This is a genomic window from Arthrobacter sp. Y3221087 (assembly GCF_059089905.1).
The window spans coordinates 1757147-1779956 of record NZ_JBNHFE010000001.1; the positions used below are offsets into that span (position 1 = coordinate 1757147).

Here is a 22810-nt window from a genome sequence, read left to right on the forward strand (position 1 = left end):
CATCGACTCTACCCACTCGCGGTGGCGAGGCCTTCGAAATCCACCAGCCGCCGCGCGGTTGCTTCATCCAGGATCAGGTCGGTGGCCAGGTTTGCTGCCAGGGTTCCCCGCAGGCTGTCGATCTTGGAGGCGCCGGAGACCACGCAGATCCTGCGCCGCACCTGCCGCAGCTGGGAAAGAGCAGGTCCGGTGGAGCGTTCATTCAGGACGATGCCGTCGGAGGACCCGTCGCCGCGGAAGAAGACCGTGGCAACGTCACCCACCACATCGGAGGTGGCCAGCGCGTGGAGGTCGTCCTCGTCCAGGTAGCCGCCGGAGTAGACGTGGCTCGGGTAGTCGGCATCCACCGAGCCGACGCCGAAGATGGCGATGCTCATCTTCGCTTGCAGGGCCAGGATGCGCTGCACGCTGCGTTCATTCCACATGGCCGTCTTGGTGGCAGCATGGTCGAAAAAAGCGGGCACCGGGAACTGCTCCACGCGCGCCCCATACGCACTGCCGAAGCGGCGCATGATGTCGCTGGCGTAGGTAATGCCGGTGGTGTGCATGTTGCCGGCGCCATTCAGCTGGACAATGACGCTGTCATGGGTGATTTTCCGGGTCAGGTGCCGGCTGACCGCACTGATGGTCGATCCCCACGCCACCCCGATGATGGTGTTGGAGTCCACCAGCGGCCCGATGGTCCGGGCTGCCTGGATGGCCACCCGGTCCAGGGTTTCGGCTTCATTGAGCGTCTCGAGGACGGGCACCACGTGCACGTCCACGTTGTAGCGGTGCCGGATCATGCCCTCAAGCTCGGGCCCGGTGTCCAGGGGGTTGCGGATCTGGACCTGGACCAGGCCGGATTCGCGGGCAGCGGAAAGAAGCCGGGAAACCGTTGACCGGGAGGTCCTAAGTTCCCGTGCGATGGCATCCATGGTCAGGTCCTGCAGGTAGTACATCTGTGCAGCGCGGAGGGCATCCGCGTGCCGGGAGGGGTTCATCGGCGATCCATTCTGCACGTTTGTGCATTGAGCTTGACTCCATTTTCCATCAGTTCAACCATGGTTTGGGAACGGCGGCGCCAGCGTCCGGCGGCCGCGCATCAGGAAAAGTCACCAGGAGTAGTTGTGGGAGCCACAGAGCCAACCGTCCATCCATCCGCGCCCCGGCAGTCCGCCGAAGCGCCGAAGCCGGGGGTGGAGCGAAGCCCGGTGCACAACCTGAGGCGGCGTCCGCATGCCAAAGTGCTGGTGGTGGGTGGCGGCATCAACGGCGTAGGCACATTCCGCGACCTGGCCCTGCAGGGCGTTGACGTGGCACTCGTGGAACGCGGTGACTACTGCCAGGGTGCCAGCGGTGCTTCATCGCACATGATCCATGGCGGCATCCGCTACCTGGAGAACGGCGAGTTCCGCCTGGTCAGGGAGTCGGTAGTTGAGCGCAACAGGCTGCTCCGGATCGCGCCGCACTACGTCAAGCCGCTGCAGACCACCATTCCCATCTTCAGCACCTTCTCCGGCGTCCTGGCTGCGCCCCTGCGCTTCCTCACGCACAAGCAGCAGGGCAGGCCCACGGAGCGCGGCGCCTTCCTGATCAAGCTCGGCCTGAGCCTCTACGACTCCTTTTCGCGGGCCGGCGGCACAGTGCCCCGGCACCGGTTCCTGGACCGCAAGCGTGCTCTGGCGGACCTCCCCGCGTTGCGGCCCGACATCAAGTACACGGCCACCTACTTCGACGCGTCCGTGCACAATCCCGAGCGGCTCACCCTCGACGTGCTGCAGGACGGCGAACTGGCCGGCCGGACGGGCACTGGACCGGGGCAAGGGGACACTGCCCGTGCCAGCAACTACGTGTCACTGCAGTCCGTGACGTCCCGGCCCAACCCCGGAACCGGCAGGGGGAGCACCGTCCGGCTCCGGGACGAACTGACAGGGGAGGAATTCGACTTCACCGCCGACGTCATCGTAAACACCACCGGCGCCTGGGTTGACCTGACCAACCAGGCGATGGGCTCTGCCTCGTCCTTCATGGGCGGCACCAAGGGCTCGCACATCGTGCTGGACAACCCCGCCCTGCTCGAGGCCTGCCGGGGCCGGGAGATCTTCTTCGAGCACACGGATGGCCGCATCGTCCTGATCTACCCGATGGGTGACCGCGTGCTGGTGGGCACCACCGACGTGGATGCCGACATGGCCGAGGACGCCGTCTGCACCGACGAGGAAATCTCTTACTTCTTCGACCTCATCGGGCACGTGTTCCCCTCGGTCCCGGTGACCCGCGGACAGATCGTCTACACCTTTTCCGGCGTGCGGCCCCTGCCCCGGCATGACGCCACCCAGCCGGGCTTCGTCTCCCGCGACTACCGGATCGAGCGCCGCGGTCCGGCAGCCGACGGGACGGGCGCCGTCGTCCTGAGCCTGGTTGGCGGCAAGTGGACCACATTCCGTGCCCTCGCCGAGCACCTGGCCGACGACGTCCTGGCCGAGCTGGGCAAGGGCCGCAAAGTGACCACGGCCCAGCTGCCCATCGGCGGCGGTGCGGGCTTCCCCGCCGACGAGGCCGGCGTCCAGCAGTGGATCAAGGCGCACATGGCCCCCGGCCGGGACGCGGACCGCACCGCCGGGCTCCTGACCCGCTACGGCACGCGAGCGGAGGCGGTCATGGAGTACCTCGACGCCGGCGGGGACCGGCTGCTGCACTCCACCCGCGAGCTGAGCGTGCGGGAACTCGAGTTCATGGCCGCCCACGAGCAGGTGGGCCACCTGGTGGACGTCCTCATCCGGCGGACCTCCCTCGCGTTCCGCGGGCTCGTCACGGGTGAACTGCTCAACGAGGTGGCAGAAGTGCTCGCTGTTCCGCTTGGATGGGATGCAGCAGCCCGGAAAGCGGAGATCCTCCACGCGCAGGACGTGCTGAAGCGCTTCCACCGGGTGGAAACGCCCAGCCTGGTGGCGTAAGGGGACCCCGCCGCCATCCACCGCCGCCAACCCGACAAGGACGTCATTCATGAACCAGTACATTCTCGCCATCGACCAGGGCACCACCAGCACCCGCGCCATCATCTTCGACCACGCCGGCGGCATTGTCTCCTCGGGGCAGATGGAGCACGAACAGATCTTCCCGCAGGCAGGCTGGGTGGAACACGACCCGGCGGAAATCTGGAACAACACCCGGGAAGTCATTGCCTCCGCCCTGTCCAAGGCGAACCTGACGCGGCACGACATTGCCGCCGTCGGCATCACCAACCAGCGTGAAACCGCCGTGGTGTGGGACAAGACCACCGGTGAGCCGGTTTACAACGCGATCGTGTGGCAGGACACCCGGACGCAGGACATCGTGGATGAACTGTCCCGGGACGGCGGAAGCGACCGCTTCAAGCAGAAGGTCGGCCTGCCGCTGGCCACCTACTTCTCGGGCACCAAGATCAAGTGGATCCTGGACAATGTGGCGGGGGCCCGCGAACGTGCCGAAGCCGGCACCCTGCTCTTCGGCAACACTGACGCCTGGGTGCTGTGGAACCTGACCGGCGGCGTGGACGGCGGTGTCCACGCCACGGACGTCACCAACGCCTCCCGCACGCTGTTCATGGACCTGGAGACCCTGCGGTGGGACGAGGACATCCTGAAGATCTTCGGCGTGCCGCGCAGCATGATGCCCGGCATCAAGTCCTCCTCCGAGGTGTACGGCCACGTCCACACCTCCCAGCTGCTTCGGGAAACCCCGGTGGCCGGGATCCTCGGAGACCAGCAGGCGGCCACCTTCGGCCAGGCGGCCTTCGAAACCGGCGGCGCCAAGAACACGTACGGGACGGGCTGCTTCCTGATCTTCAATACCGGCGGGGAGATTGTCCACTCCAGGAACGGGCTCCTCACCACGGTCGGCTACAAACTGGGGGATGCGGCCCCGCAGTACGCCCTCGAAGGGTCCATCGCCGTCGCCGGGTCGCTTATCCAGTGGCTGCGCGACAACCTGGGCATGATCAGCAGCGCACCCGAGGTGGAAACCTTGGCGGCGTCCGTCAAGGACAACGGCGGCGTGTACATCGTTCCGGCGTTCTCGGGCCTGTTCGCCCCCCACTGGCGCCCGGACGCCCGCGGCGCCATCGTGGGCCTGACCCGCTTCGTCAACAAGAACCACATCGCCCGTGCCGCGCTGGAAGCCACCGCCTTCCAGACCCGCGAGGTGCTGGACGCCGTCAACGCCGACTCCGGCGTGCCGCTCAGTGAGCTCAAGGTCGACGGCGGCATGGTGGCCAATGACGCCCTGATGCAGTTCCAGGCGGACATCCTGGGTGTCCCCGTCATCCGTCCCAGGGTCATCGAGACCACGGCGCTCGGGGCGGCCTACGCGGCCGGCCTTGCGGTGGGGTTCTGGAAGGACCTGGGCGAGCTGTCAGCCAACTGGTCGGAGGACAAGCGCTGGGAGCCGCAACTCGATGAGGCTGAACGGGACCGGCAGATGCGCCTCTGGCGGAAAGCCGTCACCAAGTCCATTGACTGGGTGGACGAGGATGTGAAGTAGCCCTTTCCGGAGCGGGACCGGCCCCGGGCTCAGCCTGCGCCAGTTTCCACAATGCCTTTGCTGCCATCCACCGTGACCCATTGGCCGGTGTGCAGGACCTGGGTGGCGTTGCCGGTGCCCACTACGGCGGGAATGCCGTACTCCCGCGCCACCAGTGAGGCATGCGCGGCGAGGTTGCCCGTATCCGTGACGACGGCGGCGGCGCCGGCGAAGAGCGGAGTCCAGGCAGGTGCCGTTGCCCTGGCCACCAGGATTTCGCCCGGCCGGAATCCCGCGAAGTCGGCCGGACCCGTAACCAGCCGCACCTGTCCACGGGCGCGGCCAGGGCTTGCCGGGTGCCCGCTCAGAGCACCCGCGGGAAGGGCGCGTTCCGTCCGGGCTTTGTTGGCTATCCGGTCAAATGAGTTGCCCAGCAGGGGCAAGGTGCCCAACGTGAGCGGCGCGTCGAGTTTCCGCTGCCGCAGCCAGTCATCCCGGCGCCGGGACACATCTGCGTGCCGGGGCGGTCCGCCGGTCCGAAGCTCCCGCCGGGTGAGGAAATAGACGTCCTCCGGGTCGCTGATGATTCCGGCCTGCTGCAGGATTGTGCCTATTCGCCCAGCGCACCGGCGCAGCAGCGGCCAGCCCAGTGTGAAGTCGCGGGCCTGTTCCTCCCGCAGCAGGGCATAATGCTGTGCAACGGCCAGGAGGGTGTCGAAACGGCGCAGGAGGCGGGTTCCCCCCAGGATCAGACGGCAGGCAGCTTCCGCCGCCCGGCGCCGGTCCACGGCACTGGAGGAAACGTGGTGTCCGCCGGAGACCGCCGCCGCCGGCGCTTCCGGCTCCTCACCCGCCGTCCTGTGGAACCAGTCAATGCTGTACACGGCATGGGGCACCTGGGGCGGGGCGGACGGGAGCAGCCCGCCGAGCAGTACCTGGTAGCCCTCAGCCCCGGATGCCCCCGGGACCCCGCGCGCCAAAGCGCCGGCCAGATGCCGCCGCCAGAAGCGGGCGAGGGCCATCTCCATCTTCCAGGCGGCGCCGCCGGTAACCGAAAAGTACCAGAGGTAGGCGCCCGCCGCGTCCACCACCTGCTCCACCTGGCCGATGATGTCCGGAAGGCCGGCCGCATCGCCGTCCTCCGGCTGTCCCTCCGCCAGGCGGCGGTAGGCGGGGAGGCACACGGTCCGCCATTCGTGCTCCAGGCTTCGCAGGACAGCGCGGTCGGCACCGGGCGGGTCCAGCATGGGACGGACGACGCAGTTGAAGATGTAGGGCAGCGAGCGCGGCGTCCCGCCAAACAGCAGGTGGGGGAGCGCCCCGGGCGTGGGCGGAGCAACGTAGTACCAGCCGTTGACCGCTGCGTGTCTCATCGGCACCTGGACACCGGTGGAGTGGGCCACGGCCCGGTTGTACGCGGCATCCAGGGATGGCACCAGCCAGTCCATGAAGAGCGGGGTGACCGGTTCGGGAAGCCATTCGCCCAGCCGGAAGTTGCGTATCCACACACCGTTTCCCGGCCGCTGCCAGGCCACCGGTTCCGGGACGGCGGTCATCGGCCGTGCCTGCACAAGCTGGACCTGGCCGGCCCTGTCCAACGCCCACTCGACATCCTGGGGAGCACCGAAGTAGCCGGCGACTCTTTGCGCCGCGGCCGCCACCGCCGTCGCGCCTTCCGCCGTCAGGACGCCTCCGCCGCGGGTGCACGTGGCGCTGCCGTTCCGGACTGTCCATCCTTCTCCGCCCTCGGAACCGGAGACGAGCCCTTCAGCGAGCCCCGGTACAGCGGAAATGACAGTCTCGTCCCGGGCTCCGGTCAGTGGATTGGCGGAGAACGCGACACCCGCCGCTGTGGGCTCCACCATCTGCTGGACCAGCACGGCCATGGTCCCGCTGCCGGCCTGGCCGCGGGACTCCTGGTACGCCCGCACCCTGCCGGCCTCCGCCGACTGGAAGCAGCGGGCGACCGCAGCATCGAGGCCTGCCGGATCAACGTTGAGGCAACTTTCGTACATGCCGGCGTAGGAAGCGCCCGGCAGGTCTTCCGCGGTGGCGGAGGAGCGGACGGCATAGGGGCCGGGGCCGGCCGCCCGGGCAGCGTCCTGCAACAGGCGCAACCAGTCACTGCGCCCCGAGGCGTCATCAAACGCGGCACGGGTCACCACGAATCCGGGCGGCACCGGGAATCCGGCCCTCCGTAGCCGGGCCAGGGCGGCGGCCTTGCCGCCGACAACATCCCGCTGGAGGGCGGCTGCCCCGCCAAGCCGGGGAAAGCGGCCTTCCGTTTCCGCGGCCTTCTCCGCAGCATTTTGCATGGCGTCACCTGCCGGATCGGGGCCCGGACGGCCCGGCTCCAGTCTAGTGACGGGCAACCGGCAGGGTACAGCCCCCTTCAGCCCCGGCTCGCGCAGGTGCGCTAAAGTAGTTCCATGCGTGCGATCCTTCTGCTTAGCTAGCCGCCGGCTGTCCGACATGACGGACGGCTGAGCGGCAGCCCCTCCATGGCGAGGGGCTTTTGTGTGTCCGGGAGGATTTCCCGGGCCGCTGCGGGAGGATCAGGCCGTTATGGCAGCACAAGTGCCGTAACAGAACAGAAGAGGGCAGCAGTGGGCGTTCAGCCGGAGACAGAGACCGGAGCAGCAGTGGCAGCGGAAGCACCCGAGGAGGGCACGTACAGCTTCGCGGCCATGGAGGCCAAGTGGCCGCAGGTGTGGGAGGACCTGAAGGTCTTCACCCCTGTCGACGACGGATCGCGGGAGCGGCGGTATGTGCTGGACATGTTCCCCTACCCGTCCGGCGACCTGCACATGGGCCATGCCGAGGCGTTCGCTATGGGCGACGTCGTGGCCCGCTACCTCCGCCAGCAGGGCTATGACGTGCTGCATCCGATCGGCTGGGACTCTTTCGGCCTGCCGGCGGAGAACGCCGCGATCAAGCGGAACGCCCATCCCAGCGAGTGGACGTACGCGAACATCGACACCCAGGCCGCGTCCTTCAAGCGTTACGCCATCTCCGCCGACTGGTCCCGCCGGCTGCACACCTCGGATCCCGAGTACTACCGCTGGACCCAGTGGCTCTTCAAGCGCTTCTACGAGCGCGGCCTGGCCTACCGGAAGAACTCGCCGGTCAACTGGTGCCCAAAGGACCAGACCGTCCTGGCCAATGAGCAGGTCGTCAACGGCGCCTGCGAGCGCTGCGGCACCACCGTCACCAAGAAGTCCCTGAACCAGTGGTACTTCAAGATCACCGACTACGCCGACCGGCTGCTCGACGACATGGAACAGCTCCGCGGCCACTGGCCAGAGCGGGTACTGGCCATGCAGAAGAACTGGATCGGCCGGTCCGAGGGCGCCCACGTCAACTTTGTGATCGAGGCCGACGGCGGCAAGCCCGCCAAGGAGGTCACGGTCTTCACCACGCGCCCGGACACCCTGTACGGCGCCACGTTCTTCGTGGTGGCCGCTGATGCGCCGCTCGCCGTCGAACTCGTGACAGAGGAACACGCCGCGGCGCTGGACGAGTACCGTGAACAGGTCAAGGCACTGTCGGAGATCGAACGCCAGTCCACAGAACGCGAAAAGACCGGCGTCTTCACCGGCCGGTACGCCATCAACCCGCTGAACGGGGAAAAGCTGCCCGTCTGGGCGGCCGACTACGTCCTGGCCGACTACGGCACCGGCGCCATCATGGCCGTTCCCGCACACGACCAGCGCGACCTCGACTTCGCCCGCACCTTCGACCTGCCCGTACGCGCGGTCCTGGACACCGGCGAGGAGGACCCCGCCGTGTCCGGCACCGCCACCGCCGGCGAGGGCACCCTGATCAACTCCGGAGAGCTGGACGGGCTGCCCAAGTCCGAGGCCATCCCCGCCGCCATCGCAATGCTGGAGCGGCAGGGGACTGGCGAGAAGTTCGTGAACTTCCGGCTCCGCGACTGGCTCCTGAGCCGGCAGCGGTTCTGGGGCACGCCCATCCCCATCATCCATTGCCCGTCCTGCGGGGAGGTGCCCGTCCCCGACGAGCAGCTGCCCGTCACGCTGCCCTCGGACCTGCGCGGTGAGGACCTGGCCCCGAAGGGCACCTCACCCCTGGCCGCCGCCGAAGCCTGGGTCAATGTCGAGTGCCCGTCCTGCCACGGACCTGCCAAGCGCGACACCGACACCATGGACACCTTCGTGGACTCGTCCTGGTACTTCCTGCGGTTCGTCTCGCCGCACTACACCGAGGGCCCGTTCGATCCGCAAAAGATCAACGACTGGATGCCCGTGGGGCAGTACGTCGGTGGCGTGGAGCACGCCATCCTGCACCTGCTGTACGCCCGGTTCTTCACCAAGGTCATCCACGATCTCGGAATGATCGAGGCCAACGAGCCGTTTAGCGCCCTCCTGAACCAGGGCCAGGTGCTCAACGGCGGCAAGGCCATGAGCAAGTCGCTGGGCAACGGTGTGGACCTGGGTGAGCAGCTGGACAAGTTCGGCGTGGACGCCGTACGCCTCACCATGATCTTCGCCTCCCCGCCCGAGGACGACGTGGACTGGGCCGACGTGTCCCCGTCCGGTTCCGCGAAGTTCCTGGCCCGCGCCTGGCGCCTGGCGCAGGATGTCTCCAGCGCTCCCGGCACCGACTTCGGTACCGGGGACCGGGCGCTGCGTTCCGTCACGCACCGCACCATCGCGGATGCCGCCGAACTGCTGGATGCCAACAAGTTCAATGTCGTGGTGGCCAAGCTGATGGAACTGGTCAACGCCACCCGCAAGGCCATCGACTCCGGTGCAGGCGGCGCCGATCCGGCCGTCCGTGAAGCCGCCGAGGCAGTGGCCGTCATCCTCAGCCTCTTCGCGCCCTACACCGCCGAAGACATGTGGAACGTGCTGGGCCACCCCGCATCCGTGGCCAACGCCGGCTGGCCGGCCCATGACCCCGCGCTCCTGGTCCAGGCGACGGTCACCGCCGTCGTCCAGGTCCAGGGCAAGGTGCGGGACAGGCTGGAAGTCTCCCCGGACATTTCCGAGGACGAACTCCGTGAACTGGCCCTGGCCTCGGAAAATGTCCAGCGCGCAATGGACGGCCGCGGCATCCGCACGGTTATTGTCCGGGCACCTAAACTGGTCAACATCGTCCCGGCCTAGCAGGCAGGCCGGGCCCGGCCGCCGGACAACTCCGGTGGCCGGCCAGTGACATCAGGAGGCCCCTTGCCCGACAGTTCCGCCGCCGGCTGGCCTTGGTTCCGGGCCCGCCTGGCAGGTTTACGCCCCGCTCCCAGGCCCGGTGCCGCCGTCGTCCGCACGGCGGTGGTGACGGACTCAGCCGCGGCGCTGCCGCAACCGTGGGCGGACGGGCTCAAGGCGGACGGACTGCTCACCGTGATCCCCATGCCCGTCATGGTGGGAGCGGACATCTACGGCGAGGGTGAAGACGACATCCTGGAAACCATCGCGTTGGCCCTGGCCGCGGGGACGCCGGTCAAGACGTCCCGCCCCTCGCCCGGACAGTTCGAGCAGGCCTTCCGGGCGGCGCTGCGCCTGGGGTACGAAGAGATCGTCTCAATCCACATCTCCGGCGAGCTCTCCGGCACGGCGGATGCCGCCCGCCTGGCTGCCGCCCGGGTGGGAATCCCCGTGGAAGTGGTTGACTCGCGGACGGTGGGAATGGCGCTGGGCATGGCGGTCCAGGCCGGTGTTGCGGCTGCGGCCGGCGGCGCCGACGCGGTCCGTACTGCTTCCGCCGCGGCGGCCCAGGCCGGCCGGACCAAGGTCTATTTCTACGTTCCGAGCCTGGAGCAGCTCCGGCGCGGCGGCCGGATTGGCCCGGCCGCATCGCTGCTGGGCACGATGCTGGCCATCAAACCGATCCTTGCGGTGGAAAACGGCAGGATCGTACCTCTTGAGAAGGTGCGGTCGGCCGCCAGGGCGGTGGCCCGGCTGGAGGAGCTCGTCGCCGCCGAGGCGCTGGCCCAGCCCGGGCAGGCCGTCCGGCTGGCGGTACACCATTTCGGAAACCCGGAGGAAGCCGAAGGCCTTGCGGCCAGGCTGGCAGCCGCGCTTCCGCAGTGCCCGCCGGCGCAGATCAGCTCACTCCCGGCAGTGCTGGCGGCGCACGCCGGTCTGGGTGTCCTGGCCGTCATCGTTGGCCGCGACGCTGCCGCCGGCGCGTCCGGACCCCAGGCTCCCTAGCCTGTCCACATAGCACCTTCTGAACCTGTTGCCCGGTGCCCGGATGTCCTTAGCGTTAAGCCATGTCACGCCGGGATGCTGGAGCAGCGGGACCTTCGGCGCGCCATGCCAGGGCCCGGCTGCAGGCAACCCTGGGAGGGCGGCAGGGGCTCCTGGCGGACGGGGGAGGGGAGCGGGATTTCGAATATCGGGGGAGTGAAGAACCCCTGCAGGATCCTGCCGGCTTTGAAGACGGGCGTGGCGGAGGCGGTGGCGGGCCTGCCGGGCTGGCCCCCGCACTGCGCTGGCGGCTGGGGCTTCGGGTTGCGGTCCTGCTCGGCGTCCTTGCCATAGCCGCCGGTGCGGTGTTCTGGTGGCAGACCGCTTCCGGCCGTCCGCAGATCCTGCCGCTTGCCGGGATCAGCGCGGGCCCGGCGGCGGAAAGCGGACCCCGGGACGGGGACGGCCACGATGGCGACGCCAGGCAGGCCGGGGACGGCCTGCCTGAGGTGACTAAGCCTGCGGCAAGCTCCGCCGGCCCGGTAGTGGTCCATGTGGCCGGTGCGGTGGCCGCGCCAGGCGTGGTGACCCTGCCGGCAGGTAGCCGCGTCCATGACGCCATCGGCGCTACGGGCGGCGGAACACCCGACGCCGATCTCAACCGCCTCAACCTGGCACTGGTCGTCGAGGACGGACAAAAGATCCATGTTCCCCGGCAGGGTGAAGCCACGCCGCCGTTGGCGGAGTCCGCCGGACCGGCCGGTGCAGCGGGCGGCACAGGTGGCCGGCCGGGGTCCGGCGGTGCGAAGGTCAACCTCAACACCGCAGGGGCGGCCGAGCTTGACACCCTGCCCAAGGTGGGGCCGGTGCTGGCACAGCGGATCGTGGACTGGCGGGCGGACCACGGTCCCTTCAAGACAGCGGAGGAGCTTGATGCGGTGGACGGTGTGGGCCCCAAGCTGCTTGAGGCCTTGCTGCCACTGGTGACGGTGTGACGTGCCGCAGCAGGTGAACGGACATCCCGATGGGTGAAGGTGGAGCAGGGCGAAAGGCCAGTCCGTGGAGCCGTTACGTGGACTCCGCCGTCAGCGGCGCGCAGGGAGCAGGCGCCGGTTATGGCACCAACGGGCCGAACGTGGAGGACAGCAGGAAACCGCCCGTCTCCGGCACATACTCAGGCCGCATCGACGCAATCCGGGACAGGCTCGCCCTGCCTGGGCCGAGGGGCGGCGCTGCACCAGGCGATGGAGCCGGCAGCGACGCCGGCACCGGATCCCCGGGCCGCCGTACGGACCTCCGCCTTGCCCTTCCTGCCGCCATGGTCTGGGGCGCTTCCCTTGCCGGCCTGTGGTTGACGCCCGCAGCCCTGGCCGTGCTCTGCCTGGGCCTGGCGGCCCTCGGCGTGCTGCTGCTGGTGCGGCTCCGCCGGCGGACACCCGCCGGGCACCCGCCGGGCCGGCGCAGCTTCCGCGCCACCACTGCCATTGCCCTCCTGCTCGCCGCCGCCGCTGCAGCCCATTCCTCCGTGGCCTCCAGCCAGCGTTTTGATGGCCCGCTCGCCGAGGCTATCGCCGACGGGAGGTCTGTGGTCGCACTGGTGGAGGTGGCCGGGACGCCCCGTCCGCTGAGCAGGCCCGGGCAGGCAGGTCCCCCCGAACGGTGGTCCGTGCCCGTCCTGACCCGGGAAGTGGCCACTGGGGGCCTGGTGCTGTACACCCGGGCGCAGCTGATGGTCATGGGAGGTGGCACCTGGGGAACCCTGGTCCCGGGACAAGCCGTCCGCGCCACCGGAAAACTGCGTCCGGCTGACCCAGGGCGGTATGAGGCCGGTACGCTGGCTGCCTCTTCCGCGCCGGGCCCGGCCGACGGCGGCTCCGGACTGGAGAGCGCGGCAAAGGACCTGCGGGTCCGGTTTGTCAGTGCCGCCGCGTTTCTGGCCCCTGATGCCGCAGGCCTTCTTCCGGGCATGGTCACAGGGGACACCAGCGCCCTGGACGAAGGGCTGGAAAACGCCATGAAAGCCGTGGGCATGACCCACCTCACCGCTGTCTCCGGGGCCAACTGCAGCCTCGTCCTGGGTGCGCTGCTGCTTGCCTGCCGGAAAATGCGGATGCCGCGCGCGCCCGCCGCCGCCGCGGCCCTGGCCGGACTGGGCTTGTTCGTGGTGCTCGTCGGACCGGACGCCAGCGTGCTGCGGGCAGCCGTGATGGGAGCGGTGGCCGTGGCTGCCCTCTCCGCGGGCCGCTCCGGGCGGGGGCTGAGTTTCCTCTGCCTGGCGGTGACAGGACTCCTGCTCGTCGACCCTGGGCTGGGCGGGAGCTTCGGGTTCCTGCTCTCCGTCCTGGCGACGCTGGGAATCATCGTCCTGGGCAGGCGGATCATTGACTGGACTCCCGCCGGCATTCCCCGGTGGGCGGCCGCCGCCGTGGCGGTTCCGCTGTCCGCCCAGCTGCTGTGCGGGCCCGTCATAGTCCTGCTGCAGCCCCAGTTTTCGACCTACTCGCTCCTGGCGAACGTGGCCGCATCACCCCTGGTGGCGCCGGTAACCTTGCTGGGAACCGCGGCGGTTCCCCTTGTTGCCCTGGCACCCTGGCCCGCCACGCTGCTCATCGCCGTGGCTGGAACGTTCAGTGCCGGCGTCGCGGGCATCGCACGTGTCAGCTCGCAGCTTCCGGGAGCCTCCCTTCCCTGGCCGGAAGGTTTACCCGGGCTGCTGTCCATGCTCCTGCTCTCGGTCCTCACCGCAGCTGCCACTTGGGCGGCGGCACGTCCCCGGGCCGTTGTGCGCCTTACCCTCGCCGCTCACCGGACCACGGTTTCGCTTCTTGCGCTGCCGGAGCGGAAGGGGGCGGCCCTGCACCGGCAACACGGCTTTGACCACGGTGCAGGACATGGCAGGCTGGGATCCTCCACAAAATATTCCGGAAGGGATCCCCGATGGCCGCTGCGCAAAAACGAGCAACCCGTCCGGCGGCGTCGAATGCTGCCGCCTGGCGCGATGCAGCCCCGGCACCCGTTGTCCTCATCACCGGCCCCGAGGAGTACCTGGGCATCAGGGCCATGGACAACATCCGTTCCCAGGTCCGGGCAACGTCTCCCGATGTGGAGGTCAGCCGGGTCGACGCCGCCGCCTACGAGGCCGGAAGCCTTTTAATGCTGGTCAGCCCGTCACTGTTCGGGGAAAGCAAACTAATCGAGGTCGAAGGCGTCGAAGCCATGAACGAGGCTTTCCTGGCCGACGCCCTGGCCTACCTCGGCCATCTGGAACCGGACGCCGTCCTGGTCCTGCGGCATGGCGGGGGAGCGCGCGGCAAGAAGCTCCTCGACGCCATCAAGAAGGGCGGCTGGCCGGTGGTGGACTGCCAGCCGCTCAAGAAGGACGCCGACAAGATGGCCTTCGTGTCCGCGGAGTTCAAAGCGGCCGGCCGGCGGATCGAGCAGGACGCGGTCCTGGCCCTGGTCAACGCGGTAGGGGCCAACCTTTCCGAGCTGGCCGCTGCGTGCAGCCAGCTGATTTCCGATGCGGGAACCACCGTGACGTCTGAGGTGGTTGACCGGTACTACGGCGGCAGGATCGAGGCGACAGCATTCAAGGTGGCCGACGCTGCGATGGCCGGAAACGGGCCCCTGGCGCTTTCCACGCTCCGGCATGCCCTTGCCACGGGGGCCGATCCGGTTCCCTTGGTGGCTGCCCTGGCGGCCAAACTGCGCACGGTGGCCCGGGTGGCCGGCGCTTCCGGCTCCGCGGCACAGATCGCCGCCGAACTGGGCATGCAGCCGTGGCTGGTGGAGCAGGCGCAGCGTGACGTCCGGCGCTGGACTCCGGAAGGGCTGGTCCGGTCCATCCAGGCCACGGCAGAGGCGGACGCACAGGTCAAGGGGCTCTCACGTGATCCTGTATTCGCCGTCGAGAATGCGGTCAGGATCATCGCAATGTCCGTGCAGGGCCGCTGAGCCCGCAGGCGGTACCGCTTAAAGGCGCGTGGCCGGTACCCGAGGGTACCGGCCACGATCATCAGTTCGGGGAACTGGAAACCTTACAGTGCGTTGACCTTCTTGGAGATCGCCGACTTGCGGTTTGCTGCGTTGTTCTTGTGCAGAACACCCTTGCTGACAGCCTTGTCCAGCTTGCGGCTGGCAACAACCAGGGCAGCAGCAGCTGCATCCTTGTCCGTGGACTCAACGGCGGTGTTGACGGCGCGGATGGCCGTCTTCAGCTCGGACTTGACTGCGTTGTTGCGCAGGCGTGCCTTCTCGTTGGTGAGGATGCGCTTCTTCTGGGACTTGATATTCGCCACGTGTGAACTCTCTTTTTAATGCGGAAATGGTCTAGAGGGCTTTCAGGCTGGCCATTGACTGAGCGGCGTGGGGATACCTATGGCGGCCAACCATCAGTGGCCGTCGACCTGCACGGACACACAGCTATAAAGAATAGCAGGTCAGCCGCCCGCCTGGCCATTCAAGGGCTACGTCCAGCCGTGTCGCGCGCGGAGCCCTGCGGCCACGGCGTCAAAGCGCTTGCGGTCCAGCACGGCGCCCTCCCGGCGGATGTCCGCCGGCCTGATCTGCAGGATGCGGTCCAGCCGGGCCTCGCTGGGCCTGGCCTGGCGGTCCCAGCCGCCCACGCCCAGGTCCACGTAGTCGGGGGACGCGGATGCTGCGGGCACCCGGTCCCTGCTGGTGAGCATCAGTCCCAGCAGGTACGGTCCGCTGCGTCCCACCAGCAGTACCGGGCGGTCCTTCCCGCGGGAGTGGTCCTCCTGGTACGGCACCCAGGTCCACACCACCTCGCCGGGGTCCGGATCGCCGTCGGGCTTGGGCGCATAGCTGACGACGGAGCGCCCGCGGAAATCCCCCGGGTAGCGGCTTGTGCCGGCAGGGGCAGCAGGCCCCCGGGCGTGGGAACGGGACGGCGCCAGGTTCCTGGACGAAGCGGGCCCGGTCGCCCGTAGCAGCCGAAGCCCACTCCGGACGGCGTTCGCCAGGGGACGGAGACTGAAAGGCATTCCGCCACCTTACAGCCGGGCCCTGCTGCGGGCACGACTGCAAACCCCCAACGGGATGCGGTGCCACGCGCCCGGACGTGGGACACTTGAAGTTGACGATGTGCGGCTGGACCGCGGGAACCTGATCAAGGGTGCACCCGGCGGCAGCCGCGGAAATGCCAACAGTAAGGACCCCTGCGTGTCTCCCATGGCCCGCACCGCCCCGGTGCCCGCCGCGACAGATCCGGCCATCATTCGGAATTTCTGCATCATCGCGCACATTGACCACGGCAAGTCCACCCTGGCTGACCGCATGCTGCAGTCCACCGGAGTGGTGCAGGCACGCGACATGAAGGCCCAGTACCTGGACCGCATGGATATCGAGCGTGAACGCGGCATCACCATCAAGTCCCAGGCCGTCCGCATGCCCTGGGAAGTTGACGGCGTGAGCTACGCACTGAACATGATCGACACCCCCGGCCACGTGGACTTCACTTATGAGGTTTCCCGGTCGCTGGCGGCGTGCGAAGGTGCCGTCCTGCTGGTGGACGCGGCGCAGGGCATCGAGGCACAGACCCTCGCCAACCTGTACCTGGCGATGGAAAACGACCTCACCATCATTCCGGTGCTCAACAAGATCGACCTTCCGGCGGCGCAGCCGGAGAAGTATGCAGCGGAACTGGCCAATCTCATCGGCGGTGATCCGGAGGACGTCCTGCTGGTTTCGGGCAAGACCGGCGTGGGCGTCGAGGCCCTGCTGGACAAGATCGTCACCGACCTCCCGGCACCCGTGGGTGACGCCAACGCACCCGCCCGCGCCATGATCTTCGACTCCGTCTATGACACCTACCGCGGCGTGGTGACCTACGTGCGGGTGGTGGACGGCATGCTGCATCCGCGCGAGCGCATCCAGATGATGTCCACGAAGGCCTCGCACGAACTCCTGGAGATCGGAGTCAGCTCGCCCGAGCCGACGCCTTCCAAGGGCCTGGGCGTCGGTGAGGTGGGCTACCTCATCACCGGCGTGAAGGACGTCCGCCAGTCCAAGGTAGGTGACACGGTCACCAACCTTGCCAAGCCGGCGTCGGAATCCCTCAGCGGCTACGCCGATCCCAAGCCCATGGTGTTCTCCGGGCTCTACCCGCTGGACGGAACCGATTATCCGGTGCTCCGCGACGCCCTGGACAAGCTCAAGCTCAATGACGCCGCACTGGTCTACGAGCCGGAAACCTCCGCCGCGCTGGGCTTCGGCTTCCGCGTGGGCTTCCTTGGCCTGCTGCACCTCGAGATCGTCCGGGAACGCCTGGAGCGGGAATTCAACCTGGACCTGATTTCCACGGCACCTAACGTGGTCTACGAGGTGACCCTTGAGGACAAGTCCGTCCTGACCGTCACCAACCCCAGCGAGTTCCCGGCCGGCAAGATCCGGGAAGTCCGGGAACCCATGGTGTCCGCCACCATCCTCGCCCCCAACGAGTTCGTCGGGGCAATCATGGAACTCTGCCAGGGCCGCCGCGGCCAGATGAAGGGCATGGACTACCTCTCCGAGGACCGCGTGGAACTGCGGTACTGGATCCCGCTGGCCGAGATCGTCTTCGACTTCTTCGACATCCTCAAGTCCAAGACCCGGGGCTACGCATCGCTGGACTGGAAGGCCGACGGTGAACAGGTGGCAGACCTCGTCAAGGTGGACATCCTGCTGCAGGGCGAACAGGTGGACGCCTTCAGTGCCATCACCCACAAGGACAAGGCCTACGCGTACGGCGTCATGATGACCGGCAAGCTGCGCGAGCTCATTCCGAGGCAGCAGTTCGAGGTCCCCATCCAGGCAGCCATCGGATCCAGGATCATCGCTCGCGAAAGCATCCGCGCCATCCGCAAGGATGTGCTCGCCAAGTGCTACGGCGGTGACATTTCGCGTAAGCGGAAGCTGCTGGAAAAGCAGAAGGAAGGCAAGAAGCGCATGAAGATGGTGGGCCGCGTGGAGGTTCCCCAGGAGGCCTTCATCGCCGCGCTGACCACCGACGAGTCCAAGGACAAGGCCAAGAAGTAGTGATGACAGTGGCCGCATCTATCACGGGCCGCAGCAATGCCTAGTGTTCTTCCCCTGGGCGACCCCGCGCCGTCGGACGGCCTGCTGCCCGCCCAGGCAGCCGAGGGCGCGGAGAGCCGTGCCTTTGGGTTGTATGTCCACATCCCCTTCTGCGCGGTGCGCTGCGGGTACTGCGACTTCAACACCTACACCGCCACCGAGCTCGGCGGCGGCGCGTCCCAGGACGCCTATGCCGGCACGGCCGCCTCCGAGGTGGCGTTTGCCGCCAGGGTGCTGGCCGGGTCCGGGCTTCCGGCGCGGAAGCTGAGCACTGTTTTCTTCGGCGGCGGGACGCCCACCCTGCTTCCCGCCGACGATCTCGCCCGGATCCTTCGGGCGGCAATCGACGAGTGGGGCATTGAGGACGGCGCGGAGGTCACCACCGAAGCCAATCCGGACTCCGTGACTCCCGAGTCCCTCGCTGTCCTCAAGGCAGCGGGTTTCACGCGCGTTTCCTTTGGCATGCAGTCGGCGGTTCCGCACGTACTCAAGGTCCTGGACCGGACGCATACCCCCAGCAGGGTTCCGCAGGTGGTGCAGTGGGCCAGGGAGGCCGGACTGGCCGTCAGCCTGGACCTGATCTATGGGACGCCGGGCGAATCCCTGGACGACTGGCGGTACTCCCTGGAGACCGCCCTGTCCTACCAGCCCGACCACATCAGCGCCTACGCGCTGATCGTGGAGGATGGCACCAAGCTCGCCGCGCAGATGCGGCGCGGGGAGGTCCCGGGTATCGACGACGACGACCACGCCGACAAGTACGAACTCGCCGACCAGCTGATCACCGCGGCCGGCCTGGGCTGGTATGAGGTCAGCAACTGGGCCCGCACCCGGGAGCAGGCGTGCCGCCACAACCTCGCCTACTGGCGGGGGGACGACTGGTGGGGGATCGGCCCGGGCGCCCACTCCCACGTTGGCGGCGTCCGGTGGTGGAACGTCAAACATCCCACCGCCTACGCCGGCCGCCTGGCCCAGGGACTCTCACCTGCTGCCGGGCGGGAAACCCTTGACCCGGAAACCCGGAATGTCGAACGCATCATGCTGGAGGCGCGCCTCCAGGCAGGCCTTGAAGTGGCCACCCTGAGCGCTGTTGGACGCCACGAGATGGCAGGACTGATTGCCGACGGCCTGGTGGACCCGGCCGCGGCATTCCGCGGGAAACTCGTCCTCACCCTGAAGGGGCGCCTGCTGGCAGACGCGGTGGTCCGCCGGATCCTCCCGGACTGACCTGCCCGGATGGGCCCACGCCGGCGAGGGCCCCGGCCCGAGCTTGCGAGGGTTGGGAGCCGGTGGGGACTACTTGATCCAGCGCAGGTTGTACTGGTACCGGTGCGGCTGGCCCTTGTTCACGTGGATGCCGGCCGCCACCGAGAAGCAGGTCAGGGCGATCCAGATCAGCGTGGCGATGACGGCGAAGATGTTGCCGATGACGGGGATGAACACCAGGATGTTCGCCACCACGGCCGCAATGGTGGGCGGCAGGCTGAAGTTCAGCGCTTCCTTGGACTCCTGCGCCGTGAACGGCCCGCGGTCGCGGAAGATCAGGAAGATCAGGAGCGCAGGTACGCAACCGAGGATTCCGCCGAAGTGTGCCAGGGTGGCCCATTGCCTGTCCTCGCCTGCCGTCAGGGGCAGCGCGTTCGCCGGGACGCCATGGTATTCAGAGCGGCCTGCGCCGCCCTGGCTGTCCCTGTGATCACGGGTGTTTTCTGCCACAGTCTGTTTCCTTCGAGAGTGCAAATAGTGCGAAATGCCGGTGCTGCCTTGCTGCGGCCGCGGACAGTGCCGCAGGACCTGCAGTACCAAGAATACTGGCTATCCGGGACATGGCTCCCCATTCAGGGCACCGTGAGGAAGTCGATCACTTCCTCAACGCGGCCCAGCAGCGACGCCTCAAGGTCAGCGTAGCTGCGGACGGCACCCAGCAGCTTCTGCCACCCCAGCCCGATGTCCTCCTTCGTGGCGTGCGGCCAGCCGAAGGCCGCCAGCACGCCGGTCTTCCAGTCCTGGCCCCGGGGCACTACGGGCCACTGCTCGATCCCCAGGACAGCGGGCCTGATGGCCTGCCACACATCCACGTACGGGTGGCCCACGATCAGGACGTTCCCCGCGGCGCCGGGGGACGCCATGACGGCGTCGGCAATGCGGGACTCCTTCGAGTCCGGCACCAAGTGGTCCACGAGCACGCCCAGCCGCCGTCCCGGCCCGGGCCGGAAATCGGCCACCGCTCCGGCGAGGTCGTCAATGCCGTGCAGGGGTTCGACGACGATGCCCTCCACGCGAAGGTCGTCTCCCCAGACCTTCTCCACCAGTTCGGCGTCGTGCTTGCCTTCCACCCAGATGCGGCTGGCTTTGGCCACCTGGGCACGCTGGCCCGTGACCCGGACCGATCCCGACGCCGTCCTGCCGGCTCCGGCGCCGGCAGCGGCACGCGGTGCCGGCGGCATCAGGCGGATGGCCCGGCCCTCCAGGAGGAAGCCGAAGCCGAGCCGGAACGTCCGTGACTTTCCCCGCCGGTCTTCGAGCGCCACCACGTGCATGCCGCCTGACTTTTCCACCCGCGTCACGGCACCAACCCACCCGGACTGCACGTCCTCCAGGACCATGCCGCGTTCAACGGGGACTTCGGGCAGTTGGGTGCGGACGGGGCCGGACATCTCCCGGGGCCCCCAATTCTGGTAATCCATGGATCGACTCCGCCTAGCGCTAGATCAGTGCCGCCGGAATTTCGCCCGGAGCGGTACCAATGCTAACAACGGGGCGAGTCATAATAGACTGTTAGCACTTAGGCATGTCGAGTGCTAACCCTGAGGGTTTTCCCTGATGTTTGTTGCACAGGGTGGCGCTGCCGCCCTGACCCTGGATGGAGGTGGAGTGTGAGCGAGCCACGCAAACTGGAAGTGCTGCGGGCAATCGTGGAGGACTACGTCCACTCCCGCGAGCCCGTGGGTTCCAAGGCGCTGGTGGAAAGGCATCATCTCGGCGTATCCAGTGCAACAATCCGCAACGACATGGCAGCCCTGGAAGACGAAGGGCTCATCACCGCACCGCACACCAGTGCGGGCAGGATTCCCACGGACAAGGGCTACCGCCTGTTCGTTGACCAGATCTCGGCTGTAAAGCCGCTGTCCCAGGCTGAACGCCGCGCCATCCAGTCGCTGCTCGAAGGCTCCGACGACCTCGATGATGTCCTGGACCGGACCGTCCGGCTGCTGTCGCAACTGACCAACCAGGTGGCGGTGGTCCAGTATCCCCATCTGAGCCGGGCCCTGATCCGCCACATCGAATTCGTCCTGCTGGCACCGCGGAAAGTGCTGGTGGTCCTGATCGCCAACAGCGGCAAGGTGGAGCAGCGGGTGATCGACGTCGGCCAGGACCTGGGTGACGACGCCCTCGCCGCGCTCCGGACCCAGTTCCTCGGTTCCCTCGCCGGAACCCCGCTGGGCCAGTTGGGGCAGTCCCTGCCCGGCGTCGTTTCCGCCGTCGGCCCGGCGCAGCGACCGGCCGCGCAGGCACTGGCCCACGGGCTGGAGCTCCTGGCGCACAGCAGCCGCGAGGAGCGCATGGTCATGGCGGGCACGGCGAACCTTGCCCGGTCCAACGTGGATTTCCCGCTCAGCATCGGACCTGTCCTGGAAGCCCTGGAGGAACAGGTGGTGATGCTGCGCCTGCTGAGCGAAATGGCGCAGGACCACCGTGGCGTGGCAGTCAGCATCGGGCGTGAGAACCCGTACGACGGCCTTGCCGAAGCTTCCGTGGTGGCCACCGGCTACGGTCCGGACAGCGCAGCGAAAATAGGCGTGCTGGGTCCCACCCGCATGGACTATCCCACCACCATGGCCGCCGTCAGGGCTGTTGCCCGCTACCTATCCCGGATTCTGGGGCCCTGAGCGGGGCGCCGGTTGCCCTGGCAGCCGGTCCGCGGAAGGACACCCCCACTGCATGCAGTCAACAAGGAAGAGATACGAACTTTGAGCAGCCACTACGACGTCCTTGGAGTCTCACCGGAGGCCACCGGAGAAGAAATCAAAAAGGCCTACCGCAAGCTGGCCCGCACCCTGCACCCGGACGTCAACCCGGGCGAGGAGGCCGCTGACCGCTTCAAGGCAGTGACCCATGCGTACGAAGTCCTCTCGGACCCCCAGAAGCGGCGCGTCTACGACACCACCGGCAACGAGAACGGCACGGACAACGGGTTCGGCGGCGGCAGTTACGCCGGGCAGGGCTTCGCATTCCAGGACATCTTCGACACCTTCTTCGGTGCTGGCGGCTCTACCGGTCCGGCCTCACGCGTCCGACGCGGCCAGGACGCCCTCATCAGCGTCCGGATCGACCTTCGTGACGCCGTCTTCGGCGTCAACAAGAAACTCGAGGTGGACACGGCGGTCACCTGCCCCACCTGCGAAGGCTCCTGCTGCCAGCCCGGCACTCATCCGGAGCGCTGCGATATCTGCGGCGGCAGCGGCCAGGTCCAACGGGCAGTCCGCTCCATCCTCGGCCAGGTCATGACGGCTGCCCCCTGCGGCAGCTGCGAAGGATTCGGCACCGTCATCAAGGATCCCTGCAACGAGTGCAGCGGCCAGGGCCGCATCCGGAGCCGCCGTTCACTGACCATCAAGGTTCCTGCCGGCGTCGCCACCGGAACCCGCATCCAGCTGTCCGGGCAGGGTGAGGCGGGACCCGCCGGTGGACCTTCCGGCGACCTCTACGTGGAGATCCGGGTCAACAACGATCCCACCTATGTCAGGGACGGGGACGACCTCCACGCCACCTTGAACATTCCCATGACGGCGGCCGCCCTTGGCACCGAGGTCAGCCTGGAAACTTTCGACGGCACGCAGGAAATCGACGTCAAGCCCGGCACCCAGTCCGGTGAAATCATTACGCTTCGCGGTTTGGGCGTCACCCACCTTCGCGGGTATGGCCGCGGCGACCTCAAGGTCCACCTGCAGGTGGAGACTCCCGCCAAGCTCGATGCCGCCCAGGAAGACCTGCTGCGGCAGTTGGCCAAGCTCCGGGGTGAGCAGATCACCGACGGCAAGCTGGCTGCGAGCGGCGGCATGTTCGCCAAGCTTCGGGACCGCCTCGGTAACCTGTAG

General features: G+C 67.9%; 17 protein-coding genes. 11 read left to right on the forward strand and 6 right to left on the reverse strand.

Translation table 11 applies throughout. The features are described from left to right. Positions 1 to 8: 8 nt before the first annotated feature. Positions 9 to 983, reverse strand: coding sequence for a sugar-binding transcriptional regulator (locus AC5RUO_RS08380; RefSeq protein ID WP_494009241.1), 975 nt, complete (start codon positions 981 to 983; stop codon positions 9 to 11). 126 nt (positions 984 to 1109) lie between these two features. On the opposite strand from AC5RUO_RS08380, the gene AC5RUO_RS08385 reads away from it, so the two are divergent. Next, positions 1110 to 2939 carry a glycerol-3-phosphate dehydrogenase/oxidase gene (locus tag AC5RUO_RS08385; protein WP_494009240.1) on the forward strand — a complete coding sequence of 610 codons (1830 nt, stop codon included), beginning with the start codon at positions 1110 to 1112 and terminating at the stop codon, positions 2937 to 2939. Positions 2940 to 2988: 49 nt separating this feature from the next. After that, positions 2989 to 4503: a glycerol kinase GlpK gene (glpK, locus tag AC5RUO_RS08390; protein ID WP_494009239.1), complete on the forward strand. Its 1515-nt coding sequence runs from the start codon at positions 2989 to 2991 to the stop codon at positions 4501 to 4503. 29 nt (positions 4504 to 4532) lie between these two features. Here glpK and AC5RUO_RS08395 read toward each other — a convergent pair whose 3' ends face one another. Continuing rightward, entirely contained in the window at positions 4533 to 6797 is a 2265-nt protein-coding gene (locus AC5RUO_RS08395) for a PEP/pyruvate-binding domain-containing protein (protein WP_494103243.1), read from the reverse strand. Positions 6798 to 7088: 291 nt separating this feature from the next. Here AC5RUO_RS08395 and leuS point away from each other — a divergent pair, with 291 nt between their 5' ends. The 5 genes from leuS (at position 7089) to holA (ending at position 14588) form a co-directional block, all read left to right on the forward strand. Further along, positions 7089 to 9611, forward strand: coding sequence for a leucine--tRNA ligase (gene leuS / locus AC5RUO_RS08400; RefSeq protein ID WP_494009237.1), 2523 nt, complete (start codon positions 7089 to 7091; stop codon positions 9609 to 9611). Positions 9612 to 9674: 63 nt separating this feature from the next. Further along, complete coding sequence (locus tag AC5RUO_RS08405) at positions 9675 to 10655, forward strand: DegV family protein (RefSeq protein WP_494009236.1); 981 nt, start codon at positions 9675 to 9677, stop codon at positions 10653 to 10655. Between the two features lie 62 nt (positions 10656 to 10717). Next, positions 10718 to 11629: a ComEA family DNA-binding protein gene (locus AC5RUO_RS08410; protein ID WP_494009235.1), complete on the forward strand. Its 912-nt coding sequence runs from the start codon at positions 10718 to 10720 to the stop codon at positions 11627 to 11629. A 77-nt stretch (positions 11630 to 11706) separates the two neighbouring features. Then, positions 11707 to 13788: a ComEC/Rec2 family competence protein gene (locus AC5RUO_RS08415; RefSeq protein ID WP_494103244.1), complete on the forward strand. Its 2082-nt coding sequence runs from the start codon at positions 11707 to 11709 to the stop codon at positions 13786 to 13788. Continuing rightward, positions 13695 to 14588, forward strand: coding sequence for a DNA polymerase III subunit delta (gene holA / locus AC5RUO_RS08420; protein ID WP_494103245.1), 894 nt, complete (start codon positions 13695 to 13697; stop codon positions 14586 to 14588). Before AC5RUO_RS08415 ends, holA begins: the two co-directional genes overlap by 94 nt. An 83-nt stretch (positions 14589 to 14671) precedes the next feature. Here holA and rpsT read toward each other — a convergent pair whose 3' ends face one another. Further along, positions 14672 to 14932: a 30S ribosomal protein S20 gene (gene rpsT, locus AC5RUO_RS08425; RefSeq protein WP_494009232.1), complete on the reverse strand. Its 261-nt coding sequence runs from the start codon at positions 14930 to 14932 to the stop codon at positions 14672 to 14674. A gap of 168 nt (positions 14933 to 15100) precedes the next feature. Then, complete coding sequence (locus AC5RUO_RS08430; protein ID WP_494103246.1) at positions 15101 to 15640, reverse strand: type II toxin-antitoxin system PemK/MazF family toxin; 540 nt, start codon at positions 15638 to 15640, stop codon at positions 15101 to 15103. Between the two features lie 178 nt (positions 15641 to 15818). Between AC5RUO_RS08430 and lepA the strand changes: the two genes are divergently transcribed. Both lepA and hemW read left to right on the forward strand, forming a co-directional pair. Beyond that, entirely contained in the window at positions 15819 to 17672 is a 1854-nt protein-coding gene (gene lepA, locus AC5RUO_RS08435) for a translation elongation factor 4 (RefSeq protein ID WP_009358806.1), read from the forward strand. Positions 17673 to 17708: 36 nt separating this feature from the next. Continuing rightward, positions 17709 to 18938, forward strand: a complete 1230-nt coding sequence (gene hemW, locus AC5RUO_RS08440) for a radical SAM family heme chaperone HemW (protein ID WP_494103247.1) — start codon at positions 17709 to 17711, stop codon at positions 18936 to 18938. 69 nt (positions 18939 to 19007) lie between these two features. Here the strand turns inward: hemW and AC5RUO_RS08445 are convergent, their stop codons facing one another. Together AC5RUO_RS08445 and AC5RUO_RS08450 are read right to left on the reverse strand one after the other, a co-directional pair. Then, complete coding sequence (locus tag AC5RUO_RS08445) at positions 19008 to 19427, reverse strand: DUF4870 domain-containing protein (RefSeq protein ID WP_009358804.1); 420 nt, start codon at positions 19425 to 19427, stop codon at positions 19008 to 19010. A 122-nt stretch (positions 19428 to 19549) separates the two neighbouring features. Then, positions 19550 to 20398 carry a DUF3097 domain-containing protein gene (locus tag AC5RUO_RS08450; RefSeq protein ID WP_494103248.1) on the reverse strand — a complete coding sequence of 283 codons (849 nt, stop codon included), beginning with the start codon at positions 20396 to 20398 and terminating at the stop codon, positions 19550 to 19552. Positions 20399 to 20587: 189 nt separating this feature from the next. Here AC5RUO_RS08450 and hrcA point away from each other — a divergent pair, with 189 nt between their 5' ends. Further along, positions 20588 to 21601, forward strand: a complete 1014-nt coding sequence (gene hrcA, locus AC5RUO_RS08455) for a heat-inducible transcriptional repressor HrcA (RefSeq protein ID WP_494009227.1) — start codon at positions 20588 to 20590, stop codon at positions 21599 to 21601. Positions 21602 to 21682: 81 nt separating this feature from the next. Then, positions 21683 to 22810: a molecular chaperone DnaJ gene (dnaJ, locus tag AC5RUO_RS08460; protein WP_494009226.1), complete on the forward strand. Its 1128-nt coding sequence runs from the start codon at positions 21683 to 21685 to the stop codon at positions 22808 to 22810.

Bases quoted from the DNA above. Each gene is read 5' to 3' on its own strand.
- AC5RUO_RS08380 (WP_494009241.1), bottom strand. From the start codon at position 983: ATGAACCCCTCCCGGCACGCGGATGCCCTCCGCGCTGCACAGATGTAC.
- glpK (WP_494009239.1), top strand. From the start codon at position 2,989: ATGAACCAGTACATTCTCGCCATCGACCAGGGCACCACCAGCACCCGC.
- AC5RUO_RS08395 (WP_494103243.1), bottom strand. From the start codon at position 6,797: ATGCAAAATGCTGCGGAGAAGGCCGCGGAAACGGAAGGCCGCTTTCCC.
- AC5RUO_RS08410 (WP_494009235.1), top strand. From the start codon at position 10,718: ATGTCACGCCGGGATGCTGGAGCAGCGGGACCTTCGGCGCGCCATGCC.
- holA (WP_494103245.1), top strand. From the start codon at position 13,695: ATGGACAACATCCGTTCCCAGGTCCGGGCAACGTCTCCCGATGTGGAG.
- AC5RUO_RS08430 (WP_494103246.1), bottom strand. From the start codon at position 15,640: ATGCCTTTCAGTCTCCGTCCCCTGGCGAACGCCGTCCGGAGTGGGCTT.
- hemW (WP_494103247.1), top strand. From the start codon at position 17,709: ATGCCTAGTGTTCTTCCCCTGGGCGACCCCGCGCCGTCGGACGGCCTG.
- AC5RUO_RS08450 (WP_494103248.1), bottom strand. From the start codon at position 20,398: ATGGATTACCAGAATTGGGGGCCCCGGGAGATGTCCGGCCCCGTCCGC.